The organism is Brevundimonas aurantiaca (genome assembly GCF_014199955.1).
Taxonomy (GTDB): domain Bacteria; phylum Pseudomonadota; class Alphaproteobacteria; order Caulobacterales; family Caulobacteraceae; genus Brevundimonas; species Brevundimonas aurantiaca.
In genome coordinates this window covers 214,751-237,398 of sequence record NZ_JACHOQ010000001.1, presented here as the reverse complement: position 1 = coordinate 237,398, position 22,648 = coordinate 214,751, and the positions used below count along the sequence as shown (strand labels likewise).

Genomic DNA, 22,648 nt, shown 5'->3' with positions numbered 1-22,648 from the left:
CCAGACAGACTGAGGACATCCGACCATGGATCTTCCAATCGACTTCGCAACCCTTCGCCTGATCTGGTGGGCCCTCTTGGGCGTGCTGCTGATCGGCTTCTCCCTGACCGACGGTTTCGACCTGGGGGTCGGGGCCCTGCTGCCCTTCGTCGCCAAGACGGACGAGGAGCGCCGGATGGTGATCAACACCGTCGGCGCCACTTGGGAAGGCAACCAGGTGTGGTTCATCCTGGGCGGCGGCGCCATCTTCGCCGCCTGGCCCTTCGTCTACGCCGTCAGCTTCTCGGGCTTCTACCTGGCCATGTTCCTGGTCCTGTCGGCCCTGATCCTGCGGCCGGTGTCGTTCAAGTACCGCTCCAAGCGGCCCTCGCCCAAGTGGCGGTCCTTCTGGGACTGGTGCCTGTTCATCGGCGGCTTCGTGCCGGCCCTGGTGTTCGGCGTCGCCGTCGGCAACGTCCTCTTGGGCGCCCCCTTCCGCCTGGATAGCGACCTGCGCTCCTTCTACGACGGCAATCTGCTGGGCCTGTTCACCCCGTTCAGCCTGATCGCCGGCCTGCTGTCGGTGGCCATGCTGGTGTTGCACGGCGCGGCCTGGCTTTCGGTCAAGGCCGAACAGGGACCGGTGCTGGAACGCGCCCGTCTGTACGGCACGATCGCCGGCCTTCTGGCCCTGGTCCTGTTCGCTGCGGGCGGCCTGTATATGGCCTTCGGCAACGTCGGCTACCGGATCGTGGGCGACCTGGACATCCAGGGCTTCTCCAACCCGCTGCGCACCACGGTCGAGGCCGCGCCCGGCGCCTGGCTGGACAACTACAAGGTCTATCCGTGGATGATGATCGCACCCACCCTGGGCTTCGTCGGGGCGGTGGTCGGCCTGTCGGGCATGTGGCTGCGGTCCGCGCCCCTGGCCTTCGGCGGGTCGTCGATCTCGACCGTCGGCATCATCTCGACCGTCGGCCTGTCGATGTTCCCCTTCATCCTGCCCAGCTCGATCGACCCGCAGTCCAGCCTGACGGTCTGGAACGCCTCGTCCAGCCACGTGACCCTGTTCATCATGCTGATCTGCACCCTGGTCTTCCTGCCCATCGTGCTGGCCTACACCAGCTGGGTCTACAAGGTGCTGTGGGGCCGGACCTCGGTCGCCGCACTCAAGACCAACCCCGACCTGTACTGAACCCGAGGAGCATCAAGCCATGTGGTATTTTTCCTGGATCCTGGGTGTCGGGCTGGCGGTCGGTTTCGGTGTGCTGAACGGCCTGTGGCACGAGTTCCACCTGTTCGACGAAGGCGACCAAGGCCTGTCGGTCGATGCGGCGAAAGAAGGCGATGTCCCTCTCTAGCCCGGCCGGCGCCGACGTGCGGACGACGCGCGAGCTGATCGCCCGCTACGACGCCCACGCGCCGCGCTACACCTCCTATCCGACGGCGGCGCAGTTCACGCCCGCCGTCGGGGCCGCCGAATGGGGGGCGTGGCTGTCGGCCGCGCCCCTCGACCGCGCAGTGTCGCTGTATCTGCACATCCCCTTCTGCAAGCGGCTGTGCTGGTACTGCGGCTGCAACACCCGGGCGATGAACCGGGTCGCCCCCATGAGCAGCTATGTCGATCTGCTGCTGAAGGAGGCCGATCTGGTCCTGGCCCGGATGGGCGGGCTGAACGGTCGACGCCTGAGGGTCGGCTCGATCCATCTGGGCGGCGGCACGCCCAATATGCTGCCGCCGGACGAGCTGGAGCGGCTGTTCGCCGGCCTGGCCGCCCGGTTCGACCTGGGCGACTGTTTCGAGATCGCCGCCGAACTGGACCCCGAAGTCCTGACCCAGGACTGGATCGAGGCCGCCGGCCGCATCGGCCTAAGCCGCGCCAGCCTGGGGGTGCAGGATCTGTCGGCCGTGGTTCAGGAGGCGGTGAACCGGCCGGAATCCTTCGAGACCATTCGCTGGGCGGCCGAGGCGCTGAGGGCGCAGGGCGTGACCTCGCTGAATCTGGATCTGATGTACGGCCTGCCGCTTCAGGCGGTCGAGAACGTCGTCAATACAGTGGCCCAGGTCGCGACCCTGCGGCCGGAACGGATCGCCCTGTTCGGCTACGCCCATGTGCCGTGGATGAAGCCGCATCAGAAGCTGATCAACGAGGCCGATCTGCCCGGAGCCGAGGCGCGCTTCGCCCAGAGCCAGGCGGCGGCGCGCTATCTGGTGCAGAAGGGCTGGCAGGCGATCGGCCTGGATCATTTCGCCCTGCCGCACGATTCCATGGCCGCCGCCGCGCGGGCCGGCCGGCTGCGTCGCAACTTCCAGGGCTATACGACCGACGAGGCGCCGGTGCTGATCGGCCTGGGGGCGTCGTCGATCAGCCGCACGCCGCTGGGCTTTGTTCAGAACCACGCCCAGGAGCGAGACTGGCGCGCTGCTGTGGAGGCTGGAGACCTGCCGGTCGCACGAGGCGTGGCCCTGAATCCGCGCGACGCCTTCGTGGGCGAGATCATCGAACGGCTGATGTGCGACTTCGCCGTCGATGTGGCGGATCTGGCGCGCCGACACGGGCGCGCTCTGGCCGAGGTGGACGCCGCCTGGCCCCGGCTGCTGCCGTTCCAACTGGACGGGCTGGCCGAAGTCGGCGGGTCTGTGGTGACGGTCACGGACCTGGGGCGTCCGTTCGTGCGGGCGGTCTGCGCCGCCTTTGATCCCGCCGCCATCGACATTGAGAAGCGGCACGCCCGGGTGGTCTGACTGGACAGATTGTCCAACCCCTGCATGGGTTTGCGCTGGATCAAGGCCGGACCTTTGCAGGGGGCGCACATCCCTCTCAAGACGCTCGGAACAGGCCGCATGAGGCGGCAGCGGGCGTCGGGGATGAGCAAGATGAAACTGAAAACCCTGATCCTCTCAGCCGTCGCCGTCGCCGCCTTCGCCGCGCCGGCCATGGCCCAGACCGCCGTCTGGGAAGCGCCCAAGAAGGGCGACTGGGTCATCACCGGCCGCGTGACGGACGTCTTTTCCGAGGCCGACAACGCCATCACGACCGCCGCCGGCGCCGACTCCGGCCTGCACGTCGATGTGGGCGACAGCGTGATGCCGACCCTGGGCTTCACCTATTTCCTGACCGACCATCTGGCGGTCGAGGCGATCCTGGGCACGACCAAGCATGAGATCCGCGCCCAGGGCGGAACGACCGACGTCGCCGTTCATGAGACCTGGGTCCTGCCGCCGGTCGTCACCCTTCAGTATCGCCCGCTGACCGAGGGCCGGTTCAGCCCCTATGTCGGCGCGGGCGTCAACTACATGCTGTTCTACAGCGGCGAGGACAAGAACGGCTTCAAAGTCGATCTGGACGACAACTTCGGCTACGCCCTCCAGGCGGGCGCCGACATCGGCATCCAGGGACCGTGGAGCCTGAACGTCGACGTCAAGAAGGTGTGGGTCAATATCGACGCCGACGTCAACGACGGCGCTCTGAAGAGCGATGTGGATCTGGACCCGTGGGTCGTTTCTGTGGGGGTTGGCCGTAAGTTCTAAAAAAAACCGACATCGGAAATGCGTTCGAATGGAAGTCCCGCCGGTTCGCCGGCGGGGCTTTCGTCGTCGTGCGGATGCGCTCGACAAATCCGGCGGCGCGCCCTAGGGCCGGGAGCGACCGCCTATTGCGGCGCAACTTGGGGATTCTCGCATGCCTTCCGGTTTGATCGCCTTGCTCGACGACGTGGCGGGCATCGCCAAGATGGCGGCGGCTTCGATCGACGATGTCGGGGCGGCGGCGGGCAAGGCCTCGACCAAGGCCGCCGGGGTGGTGGTGGACGATGCGGCCGTGACGCCGCGCTATGTCACCGGCCTGTCGCACAGCCGCGAACTGCCGATCATCGGCAAGATCGCCCTGGGGTCGTTCCGCAACAAACTGCTGCTGATCCTGCCTGCGGCGCTGTTGCTGAGCGCCTTCGCCCCCTGGGCCATCACCCCGATCCTGATGTGCGGCGGGGCCTATCTGTGTTTCGAGGGCGCCGAGAAGCTGATGGAGGTCTTCGGCGGCCATGGTCCTGACGAAGAGGTCGCCGCCGAGGGCGATCCCGCGTCGCTGGAGAAGGCGACGGTGGCGGGGGCCGTGCGGACCGACCTGATCCTGTCGGGCGAGATCATGGCCATCGCCCTGGCCGATGTGGCGGCCCAGCCGATCCTGACCCAGGCCGCCATTCTGGCGGTGGTCGGCGTCGCCATGACGGTCGCCGTCTATGGGGTCGTGGGCCTGATCGTGAAGATGGACGACATCGGCCTGCATCTGGCCGAGCGCCCCAACGGCGGGGTTCGCGCCCTGGGTCGCGGCCTGGTCAAGGGGATGCCGGTGGTGATGAGCGCCCTGTCGATCATCGGAACCGCTGCGATGCTGTGGGTCGGCGGCGGCATTCTGGTGCATGGATCGCACCGGCTGGGGCTGCATTGGCCCGCCGAGCCGCTGGAGCATCTGGCCCATGCGGTCGGCGCCGCGACGGGTCCGCTGCACGGCGTGATCAGCTGGGCGGTGACGGCGCTGGGCTCGGCCATTATCGGGGTGATGGTCGGCGGGGTGATCGCCGTCGCCGTGCATCAGCTGGGACGGCTGCGCTCCCGACCGGCCCACTGATCCGCTGTCACGCCATCGCCATCGGCGGCCTTTAAGAAGCCGAGCCACACTGTTTCGGAGTAAGCCCATGTCCCTGTCGCGCATCACGCTGGCGGCCCTGGCCGCCCTGTCGCTGGGGGCGGCCGGTCCGGTCCTGGCCCAGACCGCCCAGACGGCGGCGCCGCAGACCGCCCGCGCGGCCCTGACGCCGCCCAAGCTGATCGTGACCATCGTGGTGGATCAGTTCAGCGCCAATCTGTTCGACCAGTATCGCAGCCGCTACACCGGCGGCCTGCGCCGGATGGCGGACCAGGGACTGGTGTCGATCAACGGCTATCAGACCCACGGCCTGACCGAGACCTGCCCCGGCCACTCGACGATCCTGACGGGCCTGCATCCGTCCGAGACCGGCATCCCCGCCAACGACTGGATCGACGCCAAGACCGGCAAGGAGGTCTATTGCCTGGCCGCGCCGCAGAACCACCTGGCCCACGGACGGGACGACACAGACAACGGACCGGTGGGGCCCGAGCAGCTGCGCGCCACGACCCTGGGCGACTGGCTGAAGGCGGTGAGCCCCGAGAGCAAGGTCGTCGCCGTCTCGGGCAAGGACCGGGGCGCGATCAATCTGGCGGGCCATCAGGGCCAGGCCTTCTGGTTCACCGGCGACTTCGGCCTGACCACCTATGTCGAGCCCGGTGAGACGGCGCAGGCCAAGCTGGCGCCGGTGGCGGATTACAACCGCGCCTTCCGCCAGGGGATGAGCCTGGCGCCGGTGACCTGGGACTACGCCCATGATCAGTGCCGGGCCCTGGCCGGGGACTGGACCATTCGCGGCCAGACCTTCCATTCGACCCTGCCCCCGGCGGGCCTGAAGTTCGACACCTCGCCCCTGCTGGACGAGGCGACGCTGGAGGCCGCCGAATATCTGCTGGACAGCCAGAAGCTGGGGCAGGGGCCGGCGACCGACATGCTGGGCGTCAGCCTGTCGGCCACGGACCGGATCGGCCATATGTACGGCACCCAGGGACCGGAGATGTGCGAGCAGATGCTGCGGCTGGACGCGGCCCTGGACGTCTTCCTGGATCGGCTGGCCCAGGTTCCGGGCGGGGTCCTGGTGGTGCTGACGGCCGACCACGGCGGTTCGGACTTCGTCGAGCGGCTGCACGACCACGGCTATCCCCACGCTCGCCGCGCCGACATGGCGGCGATCCAGGGGGTGAACGACGCGCTGAAGGCGCGTTTCAACCTCAGCGCCGATCCGCTTCAGGTCGGGGGCAGTGGCCTGATGGTCGCCGACGCCGAGCATAGGTCTCTGCCCGATCCGCTGCGGACCCAGGTGGCCGAGGCGGCGGTCGAGCTGCTGCGCGCCCTGCCGGACGTGGCATTCGCCGAGACCCGCGACCGGCTGCTGGCCGAGCCCCTGCCGGACAGCCGCCAGCCCGAGATGATGAGCCTGCGCGAGCGGATGCGCCTGTCCACCGTTCCGGAGCGGTCGCCCGACATCCAGTTCGCTTGGGCTCAGAACGTCACCACCGGCGGGCGAGTCGGCTCGACCCTGGCCGGGCACGGCACGCCGTGGGAATATGATCGCCGGGTGCCGATCCTGTTCTGGTGGCCCGGCGCGACGGGCGAGGAGCGGTTCCTGCCGATCCGCACCATCGACATCGCCCCCACCCTGGCCCATGTGATCGGGGTGGCGACGCCCAAGGTCGAGGGCCGCTGCATCGACCTGAACGGGTTCGCGGTGGCCGACTGCCCGACCGAGTGACGCTTGTTCCCATAACGGGATCGAGCTATAAGGCAGGATGAACGTGGTCGCCCGGAAGACTCTCCAGGCCTTCTGGGCTCGTCATCCGTCGGCGAAGGGACCGCTGACGAGTTGGTATGATCATGCGAAGGCTGCCGACTGGCGGTCTCCGCAGGATGTGAGGAATGATTTTCGTTCCGCCGATTTCGTCGGCGACAACCGCGTCGTCTTCGATATCGGCGGTAACAAATATCGGGTGGTGGTGCGGATCTCCTACACCTTCAAGCAGGTGTTGGTGAAGTTCGTCGGCACGCACGCTGAGTATGATCGTATCGACGTGGAAACCGTCTAGGCGAAGGAGCAGATGAGCATGCACATCCATATTCTTCGCGATGAGGCCGACTACCTCGAGGCTCTGGCGGCCTATGAAGCCTATTTCGACAACGCGCCCGAACCTGGCAGCGAGGCTGGCGATCGGTTCGAACTGCTGGGGTTGCTGTTGGCGAAATATGAGGAAGATCATTTCCCTATGCCCACCGGCGATCCGGTCGAGGCGATCCGGTTCGCCATGGAACGCCAAGGGCTGAGCCAGTCGGATCTTTCGGACGTGCTGGGGTCAAGGTCACGGGCGTCTGAGGTGCTGAACCGACGGCGCGCCCTTTCCGTTTCGCAAATCCGCACCCTGGCGCGCGAATGGCGTATTCCGGTTCAAGCGCTGATCGGTGAAGCGAAGGCGGCCTGAAGCGATCCGGCGCGATAAACTCCTGTTTCGGGGCCGTAAACTCGTGTTTCCCGAAGGGAAGCCGGGCTTACGCCCTTGACGTTTCCTAGGCAGAAGAGGGCAAATCGTCCCGGATCGGTGCCGCCGTGCGCCGCCGGGCGGCCCAGAAACCAGCAGGAAACGCCGTCATGAACAGAGCCCGCCGCGCCCGCATCGTCGCGACCCTGGGGCCCGCCAGCCGCGCGCCCGGCACGGTCAAGGCTCTGGCCCAGGCGGGGGTGGACGTCTTTCGGCTGAACTTCAGCCACGGCTCGCACGAGGACCACGCCGCCGCCCTGAAGGCCGTGCGGGGCGCCGAGATGGCGCTGCAACGGCCGCTGGGGGTTCTGGCCGATCTGCAAGGGCCCAAGCTGCGGCTGGGCCGGTTCAAGGACGTCGAGATCGCGGTCAAGCCGGGCCACAAGATGCGGTTCGACCTGGACCCGACGCCGGGCGACGAGACCCGGGTGCAGATGCCGCACCCCGAAATCTTCAAGGCCCTGCGCCCCGGCATGCTGCTGTTGCTGGACGACGGCCGGGTGCGGCTGCGGGTCGGCGACCGGACCGACGACTGGGCCGATGTGACGGTCGAGAGCGGCACGAAACTGTCGGACCGCAAGGGGGTGGCCGTGCCGGACGCGGTCATCCCGGTCTCGGCCCTGACGCCCAAGGATCGTGAGGACCTGGCCTTCGCCCTGCGCCAGGGCGTGGACTGGGTGGCGCTGAGCTTCGTGCAGAAGCCCGAGGACATGGCCGAGCTGAAGCGGATCGTGAACGGCCAGGCGGCCTGCCTGGCCAAGATTGAAAAGCCCGCCGCCGTGGCCGATCTGGAGGCCATTCTGGACTATTGCGACGGGGTGATGGTGGCGCGCGGCGACCTGGGGGTCGAGCTGGACCCCGAGGACGTGCCGGTGGCGCAAAAGCAGATCGTGCGGGCGGCGCGCAATCGCGGGGTGCCGGTGATCGTGGCTACCCAGATGCTGGAATCCATGACCAGCGCCCCGGCCCCGACCCGCGCCGAGGCGACCGACGTCGCCAACGCCGTTTACGAAGGCGCCGACGCCCTGATGCTGTCGGCCGAGACGGCGTCGGGCGACTATCCGCTGGAATCGGTCGGCATCATGAGCCGGATCATCGAGCGGGTGGAGCGTGACCCGATGTGGCCCAAGCTGATGGGCGCCGAACACGCCGGCATGGACGAACACGACGTCGACGCCCTGGTGGCGGCGGCGGCCATGGCGGCCAGCGCCCCCTCGACCGGCTGTCTGGTGGTCTTCACCACCCTGGGCGGCACGGCCCGGCGGATGGCGCGCGAGCGGCCGCTGAAGCCGATCCTGGTCCTGACGCCTAACCCGAACACGGCGCGGCGGCTGGCCCTGGTCTGGGGTCTGGAGCCGCGCCTGGGGGATCAGCCGGACTCGCTGGAGGCCGTGACCGACGATGCGGTCAACAGCGCCGTCCGCTATGGGCTGGCCGAGCCGGGTCAGCGCATCCTGATCCTGGCCGGCACGCCGTTCGGCGCGCCGGGTGCAGCCAATCTGCTGCGCCTGGCCCATGCGCCCGCCAAGGCCAAGGGGCGCAAGAAGGGCTGAGGATCAGGCGCCGTCGGACTGAGAAAAAACAGTCCGATGAGTCCATTGAGTCCGGTGAACGGGCCGAAGGCGGCGGGATCGGACACGAAAAAACAGTGTCCGATCTGTCCGATCTGTCCGATTTAGCGGGGCCAGGACGGCCGCGAAGGCCGCTGAACGCGGCCCGATCGGACACGAAAAAGAGGTGTCCGATGTGTCCGATCTGTCCGATTGAGCCGGGTGCAGGATGGGGGCGAAGGTTGTCAAAGACCTGAGACGTCCTATAGGGCGCCGTCGGACCCAGGGGCGTCGACAGCGGGTCGATCCGTCCAAGGCCTTGACGGCCCTGTCTGATTTCCGGGTCGTCGTGCGGATCGGCGGCGACGGCGATGGCGGCGAAGGCGCCGGAGCGCTACCGTGGCGGCATGAGTCGGCGGCCCGGATGATCAAATATATCGGCTCCAAACGCGCCCTCTTGGGCCATGTGAGCGCCGCCGTGGCGAGCGTCCTGCCGCAGGGCGGGCGGGTGTGCGACCTGTTTTCAGGGACGGCGCGGGTCGGCCATGCCCTGAAGGCCAAGGGGTTTCAGCTCTGGTCGAACGACCACAACGCCTATGCCCACGCCCTGGCGACGGCCTATGTCCAGGCCGATCGAGAGGTCTGGATCGACCGGGCCGAGGCGGTGCTGGCGGAACTGCGGGCCGTGAAGCCCGAGGCGGGCTGGTTCACCCAGACCTTCTGCCGGGACGCCCGCTACTTCCATCCCGACAACGGCGCCCGGATCGACGCGGTGCGCGACCGGATCGAGGCGATGGAGCTGGAGCCCGAGTTGAAGGCGGTGGTCCTGGTCAGTCTGATGGAGGCGGCGGACCGGGTCGACAGCACCGCCGGGGTGCAGATGGCCTATATGAAACAGTGGGCGCCGCGCGCGCTGAAGCCGCTGGAACTGCGCCTGCCCGACATCCTGCCGGGCGTCGGGGCGCCGTGCCGGGCGACCCAAGGCGATGCGGTCGAAATGGCCGATCAGGTGGAGGCGGACCTGGTCTATCTGGACCCGCCCTATAACCAGCATTCCTATCTGGCCAACTATCACTGCTGGGAAAGCCTGGTGCTGTGGGACCGGCCCGAGACCTATGGGATCGCCAACAAGCGGGTGGATGTGAAGACGCGCAAGAGCGCCTTCAACAGCCGCCCCGGCATCGGCCCGGCCCTGAAGTCGGTGATCGAGCGCGTCCGGGCGCCGAACCTGATCGTCAGCTTTAATGACGAGGGCTATCTGAGCCGTCAGGATCTGGTCGAGATGCTGTCGGCGCGGGGACGGGTCCAGGTCGTGGAGATCGCCCACCCCCGCTACGTCGGCGCCCGGATCGGCATCCACAATCCCAAGGGGGAGAAGGTGGGGCAGGTGGGGCGGCTGAGGAACGTCGAACACCTGTTCGTGGTCACCGACCGGCCGGTGGATCTGTCGCTGGCGGCCTGACGGGGCGGGAACCCGACTCGGGCGCACGCCGTTGAGGGTCCATGCAACCGCCCGTCACACACACTGGAACCCCCGCTCGCGAAGACGACTATCGCCTGCGCCCGGCCGCCGAGCCCAAGTCCTGGGTGACGGATCAGCCCATTTCCGATTTTCCGGCGGATCGCATGACGTCGCGCCTCTATACCCACAACGCCGAGCGGTTCGGCCGGCGCGAGCCCGAGCCGGTCGAGACCGTCGAACCGGAGGCGGAACCGGCCCTGAACCCGCCGCCGCACTGGATGATGATGATCGCCGGCGCCGCGGTGGCCGCCCTGATGGGCGCCCTCCTGGGCGGCTTCATGCACATCTGAGGTCAGGCCTCTTCGAGCAAGGCCTTGATCGGTCCCCAACTGCGGCGATGGGCGGGGCAGGGGCCGAGGATCTTCAGCGCGGCCTGATGGACGGGGGCGTTATAGCCCTTGTGGCCGGCGAAGCCGTAGCCGGGATACTCGGCGTCCAGTTCGATCATCAGCCGGTCCCGCGCCGTCTTAGCCAGGATCGAGGCCGCCGCGATGGACAGGGACAGGCCGTCGCCGCCGACCACGGTCTGGATCTCGCACGGCAGTTTGAACCGATAGTTTCCGTCCACCAGGGCGGCGACCGGCTGGACCGACAGGGCCTCGATGGCGCGGCACATGGCCAGGCCGGTGGCGTGCAGGATGTTCAGCGCCTCGATCTCCTCTACCGAGGCGAAGCCGACGCCCCAAGCGACGGCGCGGGCCTTGATCTCGGGCTCCAGCGCGGCGCGGCGCTTTTCGGTCAGGGCCTTGGAATCGTCGATGCCCGGCGGCAGGTCGTCGGGGTTCAGGATCACCGCCGCCGCCGACACCGGCCCCGCCCACGGCCCGCGCCCCGCCTCGTCCACGCCGCAGACGGGGCCGTTGACGCGCTGGATCAGCAGGGTCTCCAGCGCGAGCGTGGGAAAGGCCTTCGGATTCGCGGGGGCTTTAGCCATGGCCCGCCATCGCACGAACCTGGGCGTGACGGAAGCAGGTCGTCTGGTGATCATTGACCATGCCGACCGCCTGCATAAAGGCGTAGACGATCACCGGGCCGCAGAAGTTGAAGCCGCGTTTCTTCAGGGCCTTGGCCATGGCGACGGACTGTTCGGTCTGGGTCGGGGCTTGGCGATAGTCGGCGAAGGGGGTGTGGATTGGTTCGCCGCCGACGAAGGACCAGAGCCACGCTGAGAAATCCTCTCCGTTGTCGCGCATCTCAAGCCAGATCTGGGCGCCGCGGATGGCGGCCTTGATCTTGGCGCGCGAGCGGATGATGCGGGGGTCGCCCAGCAGGCGCTGGATGTCGGCCTCGTCATAGCGGGCGACGATCTCGGCGTCGAAGCCGTCGAAGGCGTCGCGGATGCCTTCGCGCTTTCGCAGGATGGTGATCCAGGCGAGGCCGGCCTGAAAGCCGTCGAGGACCAGCTTCTCCCACAGGGCGCGGGGGTCGCGTTCGGGGACGCCCCATTCGGTGTCGTGATAGGCGACATAGAGCGGGTCGGTCCCGCACCAGCCGCAGCGGCCTGAGGTGTCTGAGTCGGTCATGCGGCGATGTTGCCGGTTTGTTCGAGGTGTTCAAGACCCTCTCCCGCTTGCGGGAGAGGCAGCGCGTCGATCGCGAAGCGATCCCGCGACGGAAAGGGAAGTTTTATTTGAAGAAGAAGACTTCCCCCATCGTCAGCCGTCTCGCTCCGCGCGACGAGCTGACACTTCCCCCGCAAGCGGGGGAAGGTCTGGTGAGATCAATCCCTGACCAATCCCCCGTCCACCACCAGGTTCTGGCCCGTCACGGCGCGGCTCCAGGGGGAGGCGAAGAAGAGGGCGGCGTCGGCGAATTCCTCCGGCGTTGTCACTGACCGCAGCGGGGTCATTCCGGCGATCAGGTCGAAGACGGCGTCCGGCGTGGCGGCGCTGGCGTCGGTGGTGCGCAAGAGGCCGCCGGAGACCATGTTGACGGTGATCCCGTCCGGACCCAGGTCGGCCGAGGCGGTGCGGGTGAGCGACAGCAGGGCGGCCTTGGCGGCGGTGTAGTCGTGATAGGGCACGACCGGGTTCTGGAACAGGTTGGTGCCGATGTTGATGATCCGCCCGAACCGACCGGCGGCCATGCCCGGCGCCGTGGCCTGGATGGTGTTCAGGGCGCCGCGCACCACGGTCGAGAACTGGGCCGCCAGCTCGTCCCAAGCGATGTCGGTCATCTGCGACCGGGCGTCGCCGTTGAAACTGTAGTCCAGGGCGTTGTTGACGACGGTGGTGACGGGGGCGCCGAAATGGTCTTGCGCGGCGCCGACCAGGGCGTCGACGGCGGCGCGGTCGGTCACATCGGCCTGAAGGGCGACGGCGCGGTCGCCGATCTCGGCCGCCAGGGCCTCGGCGGCCTCGCCGCTGGCGCGCCAGTTGATGATCACGCGCGCCCCTTCACGCGCGAAGGCGCGCACCGCAGCGGCGCCGACGCCGCGCGCGCCGCCGGTGATGAGGACGATCTGGTCGGCGATCTTCATGGGAGGGTCTCAGTCGGTTGAGGAGGGGAGAACGTCCTGACCCATCCAGGCGGGTTTGCGCAAGCGCACCGGCCGACCCTCGACGGTCAGCTCGCCGTCGAGACGGTCGATGCGCAACAGGGCCATGGCGGAGCCGCCTTTGCCGGACAGCACCTCGCCCGCGCGCAGCTCGCCCTTCAGCACCTCGGCGCCGAAGGGGGGCGGGGGGCCGTCGAAGTCGAGGACCAGCATCCGGTTCTTGATCGAACCCCGGCGTTTCATCCGCGAGGTGGTCTCCTGGCCGACGAAACAGCCCTTGTGGAAGTCGATCCCGTTCAGCAGGTCGAAATCGGCCTCGATCGGATAGGTCTTGTCCTGGGGGGCGTCGGCGGCCGGATCGGGCACGCCGACCGACAGGCGATGGGCGTCATAGTCGGCCTCGGTCGCGTCGGCTGTAGCCGGGCCATAGAGGCGGCCGCCCATCAGAGGTGTTCGGGGGTCGGGAATGAAGCCTGTGGGCGCGTCGGGCCAGGCGGCGAAGACGGGGCGGTCGTCGGCGGCCACCTGGACCCGGGCCCTCAGTTTGTACATCGACAGCCGCTGGATCAGGGCGTCGCGGCGGTCGGCGGCGACGTCCAGCAGGACGCCCTCGGCCTGGCCCAGGATGAACAGGTCGAACAGCAGCCGACCGGGCGGGGAGAGCAGGGCGCCGAACCGCAGTTCGCCTTCGGACAGGGTCTCGACGTCCTGGGTCAGCAGATTGTGCAGGAAGGGCCGGGCCTCGGGGCCGGTGACGGCGATCAGGGCGCGGCTGGACAGGCGGGCGACGGGCATGGCGCCTAGATAGGCAGGCCGGAGCCTGGGCATAAGGCGGCGGGACCGAAAATCTGGGCCTCAGACCACGGCGTAGCGGGCGACCACCCCGTCCGGCTGGAAATCATGGCGGTCCAGCCGGTCCAGCGACCGCATCAGCCGATCCAGGAAGTCGGCGGGATCGCCCTCCTCAACGGCCGGGCGCAGCCAGTCGGTGACGACCGCGCGGGCGGGATAGGTCCCAACGGGGCCGGGGACGCTGAGCGCCACCTCCACCCCCTCGGCGATCCAGCCGGCGACGGTGGCGAACAGGTCGATGGAGGCCAGAAAGTCGCTGCGCCGCAGGACGTACAGGGTGATCACCCCGTCCTCGATCCCATCCGGGCGGACGATGACCCCGCTGCGGTCCGGCCGCCAGTCGTCGGACAGTTCGACGACCCGCCACAGGCAGAACCAGATGCGGCAGGTCTGGGGGCGTACGGCATGGACCGAACAGCCCGTCGCCTCGACGCAATAGGCGCACAGCTCGCCGGTGGGCTTGGCCAGTTCGGGCAGGTTCAGCGGAATGGCCCGACAGCATTCGACGCAGGCGCCGCAAGCTCGGTCGGGCAGGAGGGGCAGGCTCAACCGACCGACCGCTCCAGCCGGGCGATGCGGCGGTCCATGTCGGCGACCACGGCCTGAAGCCGCGTCTTCTCAGAGGCCATGTCCACGGGCGTGCCGTCCTCATAGGTGATGACCGCGCCCTGGTCGATCAGGTCCAGCCGATAGAGGGCCGTGACCCGTTGAGCCTTGAAGCGTTCGAGGGCGGCGACGGCGGCCGGATCGGGGGTTTGAACCATGGCCGGGCTCTAAACCATTGCGGCCTGCGGGGAAACCGTTGGACGAGGCGCAGACCCGCAGTTGGGGATTGGCGCTGAATCCCGGCGAGAATCCCCTTATACGGTGCACGGATGATCGGGCGCTTTCCCATCCTCTATATCGCCGAGGCGGACGCCGAGGACGCCGTCCTGTCTTCGGGCGTGCTCGCCTATCTGGTGGAGAGCCTGCCCAACGCCGTCTTCACCGTGGTGGGATCGGCCGCCAGCGCGCCCCTGTTCGCCGACACCCCCCGGCTGGAACGGCTGCTGGTGCTGGAGCGCGAGGGGCGGTTCGACTGGATCGCCCTGTGGAACCAGGTGCGGGGGACCCACTGGGGCCTGGTCGTGGACATGCGCGGCTCCACCCTGTCGGGCAAGCTGAGGCGCCAGAAGCGGGCGGTGCGGGGGCGCGATCCCGAGGGCGTTCATGCGGTCGAGGCCGCCGCCGCCGTGCTGAAGCTGGAGCCGCATGAGGCGCCGGCGCCCCGGCTCTATGTCTCCGACATCACCCAGGCCCAGGTCGAGGCCCTGATCCCCGCGACCGGCGGCGACGGCCCCATATTGGCGGTCGGGCCGGGGGTGGAGTGGATGGGGCGGCGCTGGCCGGCCGAACGCTACGCCAAGGTGGCGACCAAGCTCCTGGCCGACGACGGCCCCCTGGCCGGCGGGCGTCTGATGATCGTCGGCGAGGAGATCGACCGGGAAGCGGCCCACACCATCCGCTATGCCGCGCCGCGCGCGCGGGTGATCGAGCTGCAAGGAAAGCTGACGCGGCTGCAGACGGTCGCGGCCCTGTCCAAGGCGCGGCTCTATATCGGGGCGGATTCGATCTGGACCCATCTGGCGACGGCGGCGGGCGCGCCCGTGGTGGCGGTCTTCGGCCCGTCGGACGAGACGCGGCGCGGCCCCTGGAAGGGGGTGACGGTGCGCGGGCCCCGATCGTTTGCGGAGTTCAAGACCCTGGACCCCCGGCTGAACCAGGCCATCCAGCATATGATGGACCTGCCGTGGGAGCGGGTGCTGAAGGCGGCGCAAAAGGTGTTGAAGGAGCGGGGCTGACCCACACCGCCGTCATCCTCGGGCTCGACCCGAGGATCGAGGGTTCCGCACACGGGGCGCCTTCCGGTAGAAGCACACAGCCCATGCGTCTTCTGCCGTGACGCGGACGGTCCGATCCTCGGGTCAAGCCCGAGGATGACGGTGATGAATAGTCAGGAGCCCGCCCATGACCCAGACCTATGACCTGATCGTCCGTGGCGGCGAGGTGGCCAATCACGCCGGCCGCGGGCCGGCCGACGTCGGGGTGATCGACGGCAAGATCGCCTTCATCGGCGACCTGTCCCAGGCCTCGGCCGGAGAGACTTTCGACGCGACGGGCCTGACCGTCCTGCCCGGCGTCATCGACACCCAGGTCCATTTCCGCGAACCCGGCCTGGAGTGGAAGGAAGACCTGGAGACGGGCAGCCGCGCGGCGGCCCTGGGCGGGGTCGTCGCCGTGTTCGAAATGCCGAACACCAATCCCAACACCACCGACCCGGACACCATGGCCGACAAGCTGGCCCGGGCCAAGGACCGGATGTGGACCGACCACGCCTTCTATGTCGGCGGCACGCATGAGAACGCCGACTATCTGGGCGAGCTGGAGCGGCTGCCCGGCTGTTGCGGGGTCAAGGTCTTCATGGGCGCCTCGACCGGCGACCTGCTGATCGCCGACGACGAGGGGGTGCGCAAGGTTCTGTCGAACGTGCGCCGCCGCGCCACCTTCCACTCCGAGGACGAATACCGGCTGGTCGAACGGCGGGGCCTGGCCCGCACCGGCGACTGGACCAGCCACCCCGAGGTGCGCGACGCCGAGAGCGCCATCCGCTCGACCCGCCGCCTGGTCGGCCTGGCCCAGGAGACCGGCGCGCGCATCCATGTGCTGCACGTCACGACCCGGGACGAGATGGAGTATCTGCGCTTCCACAAGGATGTCGCCACCGTCGAGATCACGCCCCAGCACCTGACCCTGGCCGCGCCCGAAGCCTATGAGCGGCTGGGCGCCTATGCCCAGATGAACCCGCCGATCCGGTCGCAGGAGCATGTCGACGCTCTGTGGCTGTGGGGCATGCAGCAGGGCGTGGCGGACGTCATCGGCTCGGACCATGCGCCGCACACCAAGGAGGAGAAGGCCAAACCCTATCCGGCCTCGCCGTCCGGCATGCCGGGGGTGCAGACGCTTGTGCCCCTGATGCTGACCCATGTGGCGCAAGGGCGGCTCAGCCTGGAGCGGTTCATCGACCTGACCTCGGCCGGCGCCCAGCGGGTGTTCGGCACGGCCAACAAGGGACGGATGGCCGTCAGCTATGACGCCGATCTGACCCTCGTCGATCTGAAGGCCAAGAGAACGATCACCCACGACCAGCAGGCCTCGCGCTGCGGCTGGACCCCCTTCGACGGTTTCGAGGCCACCGGCTGGCCGATGGCGACGATCGTGCGCGGCCGGGTGGTGATGCAGGACGGCGAACTGATCGGCGCGGCCCACGGACGGCCGGTGCGGTTCATGGAGACGCTGTGAGGGAAAAACTCGGCCTGATCGGCTTCGGCGCCTTCGGGCGGTTGACGGCGCGGCATCTGTCGCCCTGGTTCGACATCTACGCCCATGATCCGGCGGCGAACGACGGCGAGGGCCATGCGACCCTGACCGATCTGGCGACCGCCGCCGCCTGTCCGACGGTGATCCTGGCCGTGCCGGTCGAGGCGCTGGAGGCGACCCTGGCCGCCATGGGCCCCCATCTGGCGCCGGGCGCCCTGGTCCTCGACGTCGGTTCGGTCAAGGTGAAGCCCGCGCGACTGATGGACGATAGGCTGGCGCCCGGCGTGCGCGTCGTCGGAACCCACCCCCTGTTCGGCCCCCAGAGCGGCAAGGCCGGGATCGCCGGGCTCAGGATCGCCGTCTGCGTGGTACGCGGCGACCGTGACGCCCGCCGCGTCGCCGCCTTCTGCCGGAAAGCCCTGAAGCTGGGGGTCTTTGAGGTCACGCCCGAAGATCATGACCGGGAGGCGGCCGTAGTCCAGGGCCTGACCCATCTGATCGCCCGTGCGCTTCTGGCCATGGAGCCCCTGCCGACCCGCATGACCACCGCCAGTTTCGACCGGCTGATGGAGGCGGTGGACATGGTGCGCCACGACAGCCCCGCCGTCTTCCGCGCCATCGAACGCGACAATCCCTTCGCGGCCGAGGTGCGCGAGCGGTTCTTCACCCTGGCGGATCAGGCGCGGGGGGCGTTGGGGGAGGGGTAGGGGGCGTTCCTTTTGGGGCGTAGGCTGGATGGCGCTGTTGACCCGTTGCGGACGTTTTCCTTGAGGATCAAAGAGCCACGCATGGCACCGCTTACGGTTTATTCCTTCCGAGATTGGGCTTTCAGTCCAAGAGGCGACACTCACGTCTGCATCGTTGAGCGTGAAGCGTTGAAAGCATTCATGTCGCCGAAGGAAATCTCCGCCGCGTTCAGTGGGCATGTGGTCTATCGCCGTGGCGTCTTTGCTCGCTACGTCGGCGTTTGGGGGCGAAGAAACGGTAAGCGGCTTAGACGTTTCCTTTCAGAGCGAGGCGCGACCGTTGCCATCGTGCGATGCAGGCCCACTGGCGCACGCATGGCGATCTTCGAGACGCGGGCAATTCGTGAAAGGATTAGAGACATCACGATGGTGGACGCTTAGGCGGTAAAGTCCGCTCTCCACCTATGAGCGACGCTGAGTATGTCCGCTTCCCAAGTTGAACTCAGTGTTCATCGTTCGCCCGAATGAACGCCCCCACGTCCTCCGCCACGCCCGGCGCGAGCGGCAACGCCGGGTCGGCGTAGGTCGCCAGGTTGGCGGCGCGGGCGGCGGGGGCGGTTTTCAGGATGTGGTTGACGCCGTCCCACAGTTTCAGCGTCGCCCTGGGGTCGGCGGCGGCCAGGGCCTGGGCGTCGGCGATCCCGACCTGGAGGTCGGTCGTCCCCTGGCCGATGAAGACCGGGCCGTCATAGGCGGCGAGCAGGGCGGCGGGGTCCAGCGGCAGCCAGGAGATCAGATAGGGCTGGACCGAGGGACGGAACAGGGCCGCCAGGGCCGGGGGCGGATCGGCGACGGTGCGGCCGGCCTCAAGCTCGGCCAGGGCGGCGAAGGCCGGGGCCTTCAGCGGCTCGGGCAGGCCCTTTTCCAGCTGTTCGCGCAGGACCACGCCCGCGGGGCGGCCGGCGCCGGACAGCAGGACCAGGCCGCAGACCTTATCGTCTCCACCCTCGACCGCCTTCAGCGCGACCAGGGCGCCCTCGCTGTGGCCGATCAGCCAGGCGCAGGGCTTGTCGGCGCGACGGGCGGCCTCGGCGGCCCAGGCGCGGGCGTCGGCCACATAGGCGTCAAAGCGCAGATCGGCCTCGGCCGGACCGGCCGCCGCGCTGGCGGCTATGCCGCGCTTGTCGATCCGCACCGTGGCGATCCCTTGCGCCGCCAGCCCCTCGGCCAGAAGGCGATAGGTGGAGGCGGAAACGCCCATCGGGCTGTTCCCGTCGCGATCCGTCGGTCCTGAGCCCGGCAGGATCACGGCGACGGCGGCGGGGCTGTCGGGCGCCGACAGGGTTCCGTGCAGGGGCGCGGGCTGTGCGGGCAGGGTCACCTCGCTGGAGACGGGGCCGGCGAGCAGGGCGAGGGCGAGGCTGAACATGGCGGTCTCCTTTGAAGAGGGGGCGTTCAGAAGGGGTGGCGGCTCTCGACCGTAGTCCCCTGAGCCGGTGCGGCAAGATGGCCGGGCGCCGAACACCGCCTTGCCATTGCAAACCAGTTGCAGAAGCGCGTATGGAGCCCGCCTTTCTGTTCTTGAGAATATGTTGCAGATCATGGCCCGCCCGATCCGTCTCGCCTGCGCCGTCAGCCTCCTGGCCCTGAGCCTCGCCGCCCCCGCCTTGGCGCAGCAGGGGCCGGCCGCGCCGACCGAGCTGGGCGAGATCGTGGTGACGGGGTCGCAGGTGAATCTGACGGCGCCGGCGGCGGGCGGCCAGGTGGCGCGGGGCGGTCGGGTCGGCCTGTTGGGCAATCTGGACATGATGGACACGCCCTTCTCCACCACCAGCTACACCGAAAAACTGGCGCGGGATCAGCAGGCGCGCGGGATCGGCGACGTGTTGCAGAACGATCCGACGGTGCGGGTGACCAAGGGCTTCGGCAATTTCCAGGAACTGTATGTGATCCGGGGCTTCCCGGTCTATTCGGACGACATGAGCTACAACGGCCTGTACGGCGTTCTGCCGCGCCAGTTCGTGGCGGCCGAGCTGATCGAGCGGGTCGAGGTCTTTCGCGGGGCCAGCGCCTTTCTGAACGGGGCGGCGCCCGGCGGAACCGGGGTGGGCGGCGCCTTCAACCTGACGCCCAAGCGGGCCAATGGACCGCTGACCCGTCTGACGGCGGGCGTGTCCGGCGCCGATGAAATCTACGCCGCGGCCGATCTGGCGCGCCGGTTCGGCGATCAGGACGAATCGGGCGCGCGCCTGAACGTCGCCGGCCGGGGCGGCGAAGCCTCGGTCGAGGACCAGACCAACACCCTGCGCGTGGTGGGCCTGAACCTGGACCGGCGGGGCGAGCGGGCGCGCTTTTCGGCCGATCTGGGCTGGCAGGACCACCGGATCGACGCCCCGCGCCCCAGTGTGACGCCCGGCGCCGCCATCCCCGAGGCCCCCTCCGCCGATCGGAATTTCGCCCAGCGCTGGACCTATACGGATGAGGAACAGCTGTTCGGCGCGGTGCGGGGTGAGTTTGACATCACCGACAGCGTCACCGCCTGGGCCGCCTTCGGCGGGCGTCAAGGCGAGGAGGACAACAGCCTGGCCAATCCGCGAGCCGACGCGGCGGGCGCCATCCGGGGCTATCGCTTCGACAATATCCGCAAAGACACGGTCTGGTCCGGCGACGTCGGCCTGCGGGCGGACCTGACCACCGGCCCGGTTGGGCACCGACTGGTCGCCTCGGCCTCTCAGATCCAGTCCAAGTCGAGGAACGCCTGGGCGGGATCGAACTTCGCGGGGTACAGCTTTGGAACCCTGACCGATCCGATCCTGTCGCCGGCGCCGACGATCGCCAGCGTCTCGGGCGACCTGAGTGACCCGAAGGTGACCGAGCGGGTCAAGAACACCAGCGTCGCCGTGGCGGACAGGCTGTCCTTCCTGGACGGCCGTCTGCTGGCGACGGTCGGCGTGCGGTATCAGGAGATCGAGACCAAGTCCTACGCCTATGCCGACGGCGCCTTCGGCTCGGGCTATGCCAGCGAGGCTGCGACCCCGGCCTTCGCCCTGGTCTACAAGCCCAGCGACCGGGTTTCGCTGTACGCCAACTATGCCGAGGCCCTGACGCCCGGTCGGGTCGCGCCTGCGGTGGTCAACGGCGCAGCCGTGGCGAACGCCGGCGAGGTGCTGTCGCCCTTCCGCGCCGAACAGGCCGAGGTCGGGGCCAAATATGACGCCGGAACCTTCGGCGGGACGCTGAGCCTCTTCAGGACGACCCTGCCCAGCGCCTTCTTCGATCCCGCCTCCCGCGTCTATTCCGACGGGGGCGAACAGGAGAACCGGGGCGTTGAACTGACCGTCTATGGCGAGCCGATCGACGGCCTGCGGCTGATCGGCGGGGCGACCTGGCTGAACGCCGAGGTCAAACGGTCGCTGACGGCGGCGAACGAAGGCAAGTCGGCCATCGGCGTGCCGGAGGTCCAGACCAATCTGAACGTCGAATGGGACGTGCCGCGCCTCAGCGGCCTGACGCTGGAGGGGCGGGTGGTCCACACCAGCGCCCAGGCGGCGAATGCGGCCAATACGCTGGAGCTGGACGCCTGGACCCGGTTCGACGCCGGGGTTCGCTACGCCTTCGAGGCCGGCGGGCGTCCTCTGACGGTCCGGGCGCGGGTCGAGAACGTGGCCGACGAGGACCAGTGGGTCGCCGTCGGCGGCTATCCGGGCTCCAACTATCTGACGCTGGGGGCGCCGCGCACCCTGTCCCTGTCGATCTCGGCGGAATTCTGATCGGATGAGGACGCGGACGATCCGCGCCTGGTCCTGGACGCACAAATGGTCGAGTCTTGTCTCGACCCTGTTCCTGCTGATGCTGTGCGTCACCGGCCTGCCGCTGGTCTTCACCCATGAGATCGAAGAGGTGCTGCTGGAGCAGGCCTGGACGCCCGCCGCGCCCGACGGGCCGTTGTTGAGCCTGGACGAGGTGCTGGCGGCGGCCCTGGCGCGTCATCCGGGCGAGGTTCCGGCCTTCATGAGCTTCGACGTGGATCGGCCGGTGGTGAACGTCACCAGCGTCAATCCGAACGGCCCGGCCGGTCGCTACAGTTTCGAACCGATCGACCAGACCAGCGGCGCCGTCGCCCCGCCGGTCGCCGGCCATCCGGTGATGGAGTTCCTGCTTCAGCTGCACACCGACATGTTCCTGGGCCTGCCGGGCATGCTGTTCCTGGGCCTGATGGGGCTGATGCTGATCACGGCGGTGGTGTCGGGGGTGGTGCTGTACGCCCCCTTCATGCGGCGTCTGCCGTTCGGCACGGTGCGGGCGACGAAGTCGGCGCGGACCCGCTGGCTGGACTATCACAACCTTCTGGGCGTCATCACCGCAGCCTGGGTGCTGGTGGTCGGGGCGACGGGGGTGATCAACACCCTGGCGACGCCGATCCTGGCCTATTGGAAGAATACGGCGCTGAAGGAACTGACCGCCGCCCATGAGGCCCCGGCCTCCGTCGGGGAGCGAGCCTCGCTGGACGTGGCGGTGGAGCGGGCGAAACAGGCCCTGCCGGGCAAGACCCTGCAATTCATCGCCTTTCCGGGAACCGACTATTCGACCGATCACCACTACGCCGTCTTCTTCCACGGCGACACGCCGCTGACGACCCATCTGACGACGCCGGCCCTGATCGACGCCAGGACCGGCGAACTGACGGCCGTGGCCCCGACGCCCTGGTATGTGAAGGCCCTGTCTTTGTCCCAGCCGCTGCATTTCGGCGACTACGGAGGGCTGGGGCTGAAGATCCTGTGGGCGCTGCTGGACCTGGCGACCATCGTCATCCTGGGGTCCGGCCTCTATCTGTGGCTGGGCAAGGGACGGCGGAAGGCGTCATGAGCCGCAAGGATCGCAGCCTGTGGGCCATCTTCGGCGCGCCGCTTTGGGTGTTCGTGCTCAGCCTGACGGGGCTGATCGGGGCCCTGCTGGAGGACGGCGCCTGGGACGCCGTCTTTTCGGCCTTCTTGGCCTCCACCGTGATCGTCACCGTCTGGGCCCTGATCCGGCGTCGAAGGTGATCGGC

23 protein-coding genes and 1 pseudogene are annotated in these 22,648 nt (G+C 68.6%); 17 read left to right on the top strand and 7 right to left on the bottom strand.

Annotated elements, in window-relative coordinates:
• Window positions 1-25: 25 nt before the first annotated feature.
• From cydB to GGQ93_RS01110, 11 genes are all read left to right on the top strand, one after another.
• Window positions 26-1,174 (top strand): cytochrome d ubiquinol oxidase subunit II, encoded by a 1,149-nt coding sequence (gene cydB / locus GGQ93_RS01160; RefSeq protein ID WP_183214882.1) that lies wholly within the window; start codon window positions 26-28, stop codon window positions 1,172-1,174.
• A 19-nt stretch (window positions 1,175-1,193) separates the two neighbouring features.
• Entirely contained in the window at window positions 1,194-1,340 is a 147-nt protein-coding gene (cydX, locus tag GGQ93_RS01155; RefSeq protein ID WP_054766299.1) for a cytochrome bd-I oxidase subunit CydX, read from the top strand.
• The gene (gene hemN / locus GGQ93_RS01150) at window positions 1,327-2,724 is read left to right on the top strand and encodes an oxygen-independent coproporphyrinogen III oxidase (protein WP_183214881.1); all 1,398 of its coding nucleotides are present in this window, start codon (window positions 1,327-1,329) and stop codon (window positions 2,722-2,724) included. Before cydX ends, hemN begins: the two co-directional genes overlap by 14 nt.
• Window positions 2,725-2,847: 123 nt before the next feature.
• Complete coding sequence (locus GGQ93_RS01145) at window positions 2,848-3,510, top strand: OmpW/AlkL family protein (protein ID WP_183214880.1); 663 nt, start codon at window positions 2,848-2,850, stop codon at window positions 3,508-3,510.
• 151 nt (window positions 3,511-3,661) lie between these two features.
• A complete protein-coding gene (locus tag GGQ93_RS01140) occupies window positions 3,662-4,606 on the top strand; it encodes a DUF808 domain-containing protein (RefSeq protein ID WP_183214879.1) in 945 nt (314 codons plus the stop codon).
• A gap of 67 nt (window positions 4,607-4,673) precedes the next feature.
• Window positions 4,674-6,356 carry an alkaline phosphatase family protein gene (locus GGQ93_RS01135; RefSeq protein WP_183214878.1) on the top strand — a complete coding sequence of 561 codons (1,683 nt, stop codon included), beginning with the start codon at window positions 4,674-4,676 and terminating at the stop codon, window positions 6,354-6,356.
• Window positions 6,357-6,393: 37 nt separating this feature from the next.
• A complete protein-coding gene (locus GGQ93_RS01130; RefSeq protein WP_183214877.1) occupies window positions 6,394-6,687 on the top strand; it encodes a type II toxin-antitoxin system HigB family toxin in 294 nt (97 codons plus the stop codon).
• A gap of 12 nt (window positions 6,688-6,699) precedes the next feature.
• Window positions 6,700-7,077, top strand: a complete 378-nt coding sequence (locus GGQ93_RS01125) for a helix-turn-helix domain-containing protein (RefSeq protein ID WP_183214876.1) — start codon at window positions 6,700-6,702, stop codon at window positions 7,075-7,077.
• 167 nt (window positions 7,078-7,244) lie between these two features.
• Entirely contained in the window at window positions 7,245-8,687 is a 1,443-nt protein-coding gene (gene pyk, locus GGQ93_RS01120; protein ID WP_183214875.1) for a pyruvate kinase, read from the top strand.
• Window positions 8,688-9,003: 316 nt separating this feature from the next.
• Window positions 9,004-10,146, top strand: coding sequence for a DNA adenine methylase (locus GGQ93_RS01115; RefSeq protein ID WP_224764451.1), 1,143 nt, complete (start codon window positions 9,004-9,006; stop codon window positions 10,144-10,146).
• A gap of 41 nt (window positions 10,147-10,187) precedes the next feature.
• A complete protein-coding gene (locus GGQ93_RS01110) occupies window positions 10,188-10,496 on the top strand; it encodes a hypothetical protein (protein ID WP_152950749.1) in 309 nt (102 codons plus the stop codon).
• A 2-nt stretch (window positions 10,497-10,498) separates the two neighbouring features.
• Here the strand turns inward: GGQ93_RS01110 and rnhB are convergent, their stop codons facing one another.
• The 6 genes from rnhB to GGQ93_RS01080 all read right to left on the bottom strand — a co-directional run bounded on the left by rnhB (window position 10,499) and on the right by GGQ93_RS01080 (window position 14,319).
• Window positions 10,499-11,140, bottom strand: a complete 642-nt coding sequence (gene rnhB / locus GGQ93_RS01105) for a ribonuclease HII (protein ID WP_183214874.1) — start codon at window positions 11,138-11,140, stop codon at window positions 10,499-10,501.
• Entirely contained in the window at window positions 11,133-11,729 is a 597-nt protein-coding gene (locus tag GGQ93_RS01100; RefSeq protein ID WP_183214873.1) for a DNA-3-methyladenine glycosylase I, read from the bottom strand. Before GGQ93_RS01100 ends, rnhB begins: the two co-directional genes overlap by 8 nt.
• 197 nt (window positions 11,730-11,926) lie before the next feature.
• On the bottom strand, window positions 11,927-12,685 hold the full coding sequence (locus GGQ93_RS01095; RefSeq protein WP_183214872.1) for a 3-oxoacyl-ACP reductase: 759 nt from the start codon (window positions 12,683-12,685) through the stop codon (window positions 11,927-11,929).
• Window positions 12,686-12,694: 9 nt separating this feature from the next.
• Window positions 12,695-13,498: a CAF17-like 4Fe-4S cluster assembly/insertion protein YgfZ gene (gene ygfZ, locus GGQ93_RS01090; protein WP_183214871.1), complete on the bottom strand. Its 804-nt coding sequence runs from the start codon at window positions 13,496-13,498 to the stop codon at window positions 12,695-12,697.
• Window positions 13,499-13,558: 60 nt separating this feature from the next.
• Complete coding sequence (locus GGQ93_RS01085; protein WP_183214870.1) at window positions 13,559-14,104, bottom strand: hypothetical protein; 546 nt, start codon at window positions 14,102-14,104, stop codon at window positions 13,559-13,561.
• A complete protein-coding gene (locus GGQ93_RS01080; RefSeq protein WP_054766288.1) occupies window positions 14,101-14,319 on the bottom strand; it encodes a hypothetical protein in 219 nt (72 codons plus the stop codon). The genes GGQ93_RS01085 and GGQ93_RS01080 overlap by 4 nt, the downstream gene beginning before the upstream one ends.
• A gap of 111 nt (window positions 14,320-14,430) precedes the next feature.
• Here GGQ93_RS01080 and GGQ93_RS01075 point away from each other — a divergent pair, with 111 nt between their 5' ends.
• From GGQ93_RS01075 to GGQ93_RS01065, 3 genes are all read left to right on the top strand, one after another.
• Complete coding sequence (locus GGQ93_RS01075) at window positions 14,431-15,396, top strand: glycosyltransferase family 9 protein (RefSeq protein ID WP_183214869.1); 966 nt, start codon at window positions 14,431-14,433, stop codon at window positions 15,394-15,396.
• Window positions 15,397-15,562: 166 nt separating this feature from the next.
• Window positions 15,563-16,894 (top strand): dihydroorotase, encoded by a 1,332-nt coding sequence (locus GGQ93_RS01070; RefSeq protein ID WP_183214868.1) that lies wholly within the window; start codon window positions 15,563-15,565, stop codon window positions 16,892-16,894.
• The gene (locus tag GGQ93_RS01065; protein ID WP_183214867.1) at window positions 16,891-17,619 is read left to right on the top strand and encodes a prephenate dehydrogenase; all 729 of its coding nucleotides are present in this window, start codon (window positions 16,891-16,893) and stop codon (window positions 17,617-17,619) included. Before GGQ93_RS01070 ends, GGQ93_RS01065 begins: the two co-directional genes overlap by 4 nt.
• Window positions 17,620-18,100: 481 nt before the next feature.
• Here the strand turns inward: GGQ93_RS01065 and GGQ93_RS01060 are convergent, their stop codons facing one another.
• Window positions 18,101-19,027 carry an alpha/beta hydrolase gene (locus tag GGQ93_RS01060; RefSeq protein ID WP_183214866.1) on the bottom strand — a complete coding sequence of 309 codons (927 nt, stop codon included), beginning with the start codon at window positions 19,025-19,027 and terminating at the stop codon, window positions 18,101-18,103.
• A 172-nt stretch (window positions 19,028-19,199) separates the two neighbouring features.
• Here GGQ93_RS01060 and GGQ93_RS01055 point away from each other — a divergent pair, with 172 nt between their 5' ends.
• The 3 genes and pseudogenes from GGQ93_RS01055 to GGQ93_RS01045 all read left to right on the top strand — a co-directional run bounded on the left by GGQ93_RS01055 (window position 19,200) and on the right by GGQ93_RS01045 (window position 22,643).
• Window positions 19,200-21,368, top strand: coding sequence for a TonB-dependent receptor (locus GGQ93_RS01055; protein ID WP_183214865.1), 2,169 nt, complete (start codon window positions 19,200-19,202; stop codon window positions 21,366-21,368).
• Window positions 21,278-22,464: pseudogene (locus GGQ93_RS01050) on the top strand (PepSY-associated TM helix domain-containing protein). Before GGQ93_RS01055 ends, GGQ93_RS01050 begins: the two are co-directional and overlap by 91 nt.
• Complete coding sequence (locus GGQ93_RS01045) at window positions 22,461-22,643, top strand: hypothetical protein (protein WP_183214863.1); 183 nt, start codon at window positions 22,461-22,463, stop codon at window positions 22,641-22,643. The pseudogene GGQ93_RS01050 and the gene GGQ93_RS01045 overlap by 4 nt, the downstream one beginning before the upstream one ends.
• The last annotated feature ends 5 nt before the right edge of the window (window positions 22,644-22,648 follow it).